Raw genomic sequence first — 4,788 nt, 5'->3', positions numbered from 1 at the left:
CAACGCCGCTCTCGCCCAACCCCCGCCACACCGCGCGGATCCGGTCCGCGCACTCCGGATGTCCCGACAAATCATGGTCGGCGTACCGGGGATGGGTTGCGTAAACCGTGGTCATGCCTTCAACTCCTGCGCAGTGGCTCGGCCAGTTCCATAGTCAGCCATATCGGATACGACCGCGGGGAAATACAGCCCACCGCGCTCAGCAGTCCAGGTGCTCGGCGAGATCAAGGAAGTCGGTGGCGTTGACGTCGAACCGTTCGTCGTAGGCGACATCTACTGCAGCGTGCGGTCCCAACTCCAGCGGGCGTGTGACGAAGGCCGTCTGAAAGCCCAGGGCGGCCGCCGCCCGGATGTCGTATTTGTGGCTGGCCACCATCATGATCTGGGCGGGTGGCAGCGTGAGGTACTGCGCAGCCATGCGGTAAATCGCAGGGTTGGGTTTAAATACACCCGCCATTTCAGCGGTGAACACCGCATCCCAGGGCAGCCCAGCGCGTTTGGAGATGTTCACCACCGCCGACACGTCGGCATTGGACAGCGTCGCCAGCGTGTACTTCTCCTTGAGCCTGGTGAGCCCGGGCACCACATCCGGCCACGGCGCAAGTCGCTGCCACGCCAACGTCAGCTCTTCTTGGTCATCGGCGGAGAAATCGGCGATGCCATACTCGTCAAGCAACGACCGCAGGGCCGCCCGGTACATCGAGTGCACGGAGATCCACTTTTCGCGACTAGGTCTCGCTGAGTCCACTGCCGTGAAATACGCTGCGCGCCAAGCATTGACAAATGCAGCCCAATCTACATCCGGATGGCGGCCAGCACTGATCCGCTGCGCCTCGCAGCACAGCGTTGAATGGAAGTCCGTCGCGGTGCCTTGCACATCGAACAGCAGCGCCCTAAGGGCACTTAGTCGACCATGCGTCATCGCGCTCATTGTTGCCAAGGTTCCGTAGCAGCTAACGTACCTTCACCTGTGGAGGCCAGACGAAACGCTAGCGAAACCAGGCTATTTTCGAGGCTGCATAGCTCAAAACCCCAGTTGCTCAGAGCCAGATCTATGACGGATACGCGACGAGGACACCGTCGCCGGTGGCACCGACTCGTGTCCTGAACGGCCCGCTGATCCGATCCAGCGTCTGCTGCAGCCACTCGGCGTCGTCGCCCAGAACGCGCTCGAGCCGCATTCTTCGCATCCGCATAGGCACCATGCGTAAGGTGACGCCGTTGTCGAGCGAGGCGAAGTACAACAGCCGCAAGTTTGGCCGGAATTCCTCGTACCCGGCGATGCCCTCGTAGTCGTCCACCGCGTCACCGCAGCCGTACAAGATCAACTTGTCGCCGTAGAGCTCGACCGGTCGTGGATGGTGCGATGAATGCCCATGCACAATGTCGACGCCCGCATCGACCAACCGGTGTGCGAAACGCACCTGGCGGCCATCGACGTCGTACCCCCAATTCGAACCCCAATGCACGGAGACAATCGCGATATCGCCGGGGCGCTTCTGTGCGAGCACCCGATCCGCTACCACGGCAGCGCTGCGGTCGGACACGTCGGCCACTAAAGCGACACCCGGCCGGCTCTGGCTTGCCGCCCAGGAACGTGGGATGCCGCTGGACTCCATACCGCAAGCGGCGATGACGACACGCTTTCCGTCGCGGCACGGTACGACGGTGGGCCGCTCAGCTTCGTGGGCGGTAAGTCCCGCGCCGACCACGCGGATTTCGGCGTGCGCCAGCGCATTCAACGTGTCGGCGAGGCCACCAGGACCGAAATCGAGAACGTGGTTGTTGGCGAGGGCGCAGGCGTCGGGCCGGGCCGCGGTCAAGCAACCGATGTTGCCGGGGTGCATGCGGTAGTGCACGGCTTTGCCGGGCGCGAACTCGCCGTCGGCGGTAATGCTGGTTTCCAGGTTGATCAACCGGACATCGGCCGCGAAGTCGTCAAGTAACGACAGCGCCTCTCCCCACGGCCATGTGACATCAGTGGGCGCAGGAATCGGCCCATTGAGGTGCTCGGCGAGTCTCACGTAGGTGCGGGCATCGGTGACCGACGGCTCGCGTAGTTCGGCGCTTCCCGGATGCGGAAGTATTTGGTCAATGCCGCGACCGGTCATCACATCGCCGCAGAGAAAGACCGTTACACCGTTGTCAGGGCTCGCTGTCACTGTGTGACATTGTGCGCGCCATTTGTCCGGCGCGAACGTCGATTTACCGCGTATCCCGGCCCTCTGACCCATGGAGGAATCGACGCCGCAGTGTCTCCAGGAGACGGTGCGCTTCGTCGATGCGCGCACGCAACTGCACGAGCTCCTGGGATGGCCAACCATCCGGCGTGCGCTGGCGATGCCTCAAACCGCGGTCGAGCATGGATCTCGCCGCCTGCTCCAATTGGGAGATCTCGGAACGCAGCATCCCCTCGAAGACGCGGGCCTGGGCCACCTCGGCAGCATCGTGCGACTGCGCCGCGCCGCCATCGGCCGGGCTACCCGGTTCCCGCCCGGAGCGCTTGTCGTTTCTCGGGTCCGCCGGCCCGCGAGCGGGTTCATCGTCGCGCGGCAAGGACAGTGGCCCTGAGTCCGCGAACTGCGTCATAAGACAACTCCGCCCCGCCGATGCCCTTGCGCCAAACCCAAAGCGCCGCCCATATCTTGATCGCCGACGCGGCGCCGATCAAACCGGAGTCGTCTGTATGTGACGCTCGCTACAGTGAGGCGGTGACAGCTGCTCGTGTCACTAAGGCCGATCAGCGCGGCGCGCGGTCCCGCGAGTTGTTGCTTGACGCCGCCGAGCGGCTGATGGCCGAAGAGGGATATGCCGCCAACTCGAGCCCGGCTCCACTGACCTGCCGCAGATGTACGCCGACCTGACCACGGCCATCCGAGCGCTTGCCCCGGCCGCCATCAGCCGTGCCGGAAGCGCTGCCGAACCGCATCAGGAGTCGCCATGATCACCGGGCGAGCATCGTGAGGCCCGACCGCTGTGTCGTCATCACCGGCGGCACCGGCAGCCTCGGATACCGCACCGCGAGACTGCTGGCCCAACAGGATTGGTCGGTGGTGATCACCGGCCGCGATCGCGCGTCCACCGCGGACGCGGCCCGAACCCTTGCGCAGCAGACGGCCGGTGCGGTGTACGGGCTGCCGCTAAATCTGACCTCGCTGGCCGACGTGCGCCGATTCGTCAACGATTTGGCCGAGCGCGAGTTGCCGCCGCTGCGCGCGATCGTCTGCAACGCCGGCATCCAGATCGTTTCCGGCGCCAGCTATACCGCCGACGGGATGGAAACGACGTTCGTCGTCAACCACCTCGCTCAGTTCCTGCTCGTCCAGCTTTTAGTGCCAGCGATGAGCGCACCGGGGCGGATCGTCATCGTCGCCAGCGACACCCACGATCCCAGGCGGCACACCGGCATGCCTGCGCCGCGCTACACCGACGCGCACTCCCTTGCCTACCCCGCCGCCCCTGACGGCGAGAACCCAACCGTCGCTGGGCGCAGGCGATACACCACCTCCAAGCTGTGCAATGTGCTGCTGACCTATGAGCTGGACCGACGGCTGAGGACAGGCAAACTGGGTCCCATGCCGATCACGGTCAACGCCTTCGACCCCGGGCTCATGCCCGGAACGGGCCTCGCGCGCGACTATTCGGGAATCCAGGCATTTGCGTGGCGTTATCTGCTTCCCGCACTGACAGTGGTGCCGGGCATTAATGTCCATACTCCGGGCAAGTCCGCTGAAGCCCTGGCTCGGCTGGTCACCGACCCAGCGTTGGAAACCACGTCAGGCCAATATTTTTCGGGTTTCCGCACTACGCGTTCGTCGACCGATTCGTATGACCGCGCGAAAGCGATCGACCTGTGGCGCACAAGCATTGAGTTAGCGGGTTTGGGGTCTGCCGATGGCGGTGCAGCTAAGACCTAGCAGCGCAAGCCCTTGTCCCAGCGCCGCCGGGTCTCGGCGCCTCGCCGATGCAGGCCGTCTAGTGTGCGATCCGGCGGCCGGCTGTGTCGAAGAAGTGCAGGTGGCCGGGTTGCGGGTGCAGCCGCACTCGGCTTCCCCGCTGAGGCGGGTTGTGCCCGTCGGCGCGGGCGATGACGGACTGACCTGCGGTGGTGTCGGCTCCGGTGATGCGGCCGTACAGGTACGCATCTGCACCGAGTTCCTCGACAACGTCGACCTCCATTTCGACGCCGACACTGCCCAACTCGAAGTGCTCCGGGCGGACGCCGACGACGATGTCACCGGCGGCCTCGCTGACCTGACGCGGGACTGCAATCCGCCAGTCGCCTAACGACACTGCATGCTCGATGATCGGTAGTGCGAACAGGTTCATCGCCGGTGAGCCGATGAATCCGGCGACGAACACATTGGCCGGATTGCGGTAGAGCTCGCGAGGCGCCGCGCACTGCTGCAACACGCCGTCGCGCAGGACGGCGACGCGGTCACCCATAGTCATGGCCTCGACCTGGTCATGGGTCACGTAAATGGTGGTAGTGCCCAGCCGCCGTTGCAACCCCGCGATCTGACTACGCGTCTGGACCCGCAATTTGGCGTCGAGATTGGACAGCGGCTCGTCCATCAAGAACACCTCTGGGCGGCGCACGATGGCACGCCCCATGGCCACGCGCTGACGCTGCCCGCCGGAAAGCTCTTTCGGCTTGCGGTCCAGATACGGCTCTAAGTCCAGCAGCCGCGCGGCATCCAGCACTCGGTCGCGGATCTCGATCTTCGGCGTGCGGGCCACCTTTAACGCAAAGCCCATGTTCTGCGCCACGGTCATGTGCGGGTAGAG

General features: G+C 64.6%; 6 protein-coding genes. 3 read left to right on the top strand and 3 right to left on the bottom strand.

The window, feature by feature from the left end:
- Positions 1–199 precede the first annotated feature (199 nt).
- On the bottom strand, positions 200–931 hold the full coding sequence (locus VFA16_RS19190) for a haloacid dehalogenase type II (RefSeq protein ID WP_324969342.1): 732 nt from the start codon (positions 929–931) through the stop codon (positions 200–202).
- Between the two features lie 121 nt (positions 932–1,052).
- The gene (locus VFA16_RS19185; RefSeq protein WP_324969341.1) at positions 1,053–2,162 is read right to left on the bottom strand and encodes a CapA family protein; all 1,110 of its coding nucleotides are present in this window, start codon (positions 2,160–2,162) and stop codon (positions 1,053–1,055) included.
- A gap of 70 nt (positions 2,163–2,232) precedes the next feature.
- On the opposite strand from VFA16_RS19185, the gene VFA16_RS19180 reads away from it, so the two are divergent.
- The 3 genes from VFA16_RS19180 to VFA16_RS19170 all read left to right on the top strand — a co-directional run bounded on the left by VFA16_RS19180 (position 2,233) and on the right by VFA16_RS19170 (position 3,917).
- Complete coding sequence (locus VFA16_RS19180) at positions 2,233–2,571, top strand: hypothetical protein (protein WP_324969340.1); 339 nt, start codon at positions 2,233–2,235, stop codon at positions 2,569–2,571.
- Between the two features lie 140 nt (positions 2,572–2,711).
- A complete protein-coding gene (locus tag VFA16_RS19175; RefSeq protein ID WP_324969339.1) occupies positions 2,712–2,864 on the top strand; it encodes a hypothetical protein in 153 nt (50 codons plus the stop codon).
- A gap of 96 nt (positions 2,865–2,960) precedes the next feature.
- Complete coding sequence (locus VFA16_RS19170) at positions 2,961–3,917, top strand: SDR family NAD(P)-dependent oxidoreductase (RefSeq protein ID WP_324969338.1); 957 nt, start codon at positions 2,961–2,963, stop codon at positions 3,915–3,917.
- A gap of 58 nt (positions 3,918–3,975) precedes the next feature.
- Here the strand turns inward: VFA16_RS19170 and VFA16_RS19165 are convergent.
- The coding region (locus VFA16_RS19165; protein ID WP_324969337.1) for an ABC transporter ATP-binding protein at positions 3,976–4,788 on the bottom strand (813 nt) is incomplete at its 5' end.

It is taken from the genome of Mycobacterium sp., assembly GCF_035653355.1.
Classification (GTDB): Bacteria; Actinomycetota; Actinomycetes; order Mycobacteriales; family Mycobacteriaceae; genus Mycobacterium.
The sequence above is the reverse complement of the archived record's forward strand: the minus strand, read 5'-3'. Positions and strand labels throughout refer to the sequence as shown.

Coding starts and splice junctions, on each gene's coding strand:
- VFA16_RS19190 (WP_324969342.1), bottom strand. CDS start 931: ATGAGCGCGATGACGCATGGTCGACTAAGTGCCCTTAGGGCGCTGCTG.
- VFA16_RS19180 (WP_324969340.1), top strand. CDS start 2,233: ATGGAGGAATCGACGCCGCAGTGTCTCCAGGAGACGGTGCGCTTCGTC.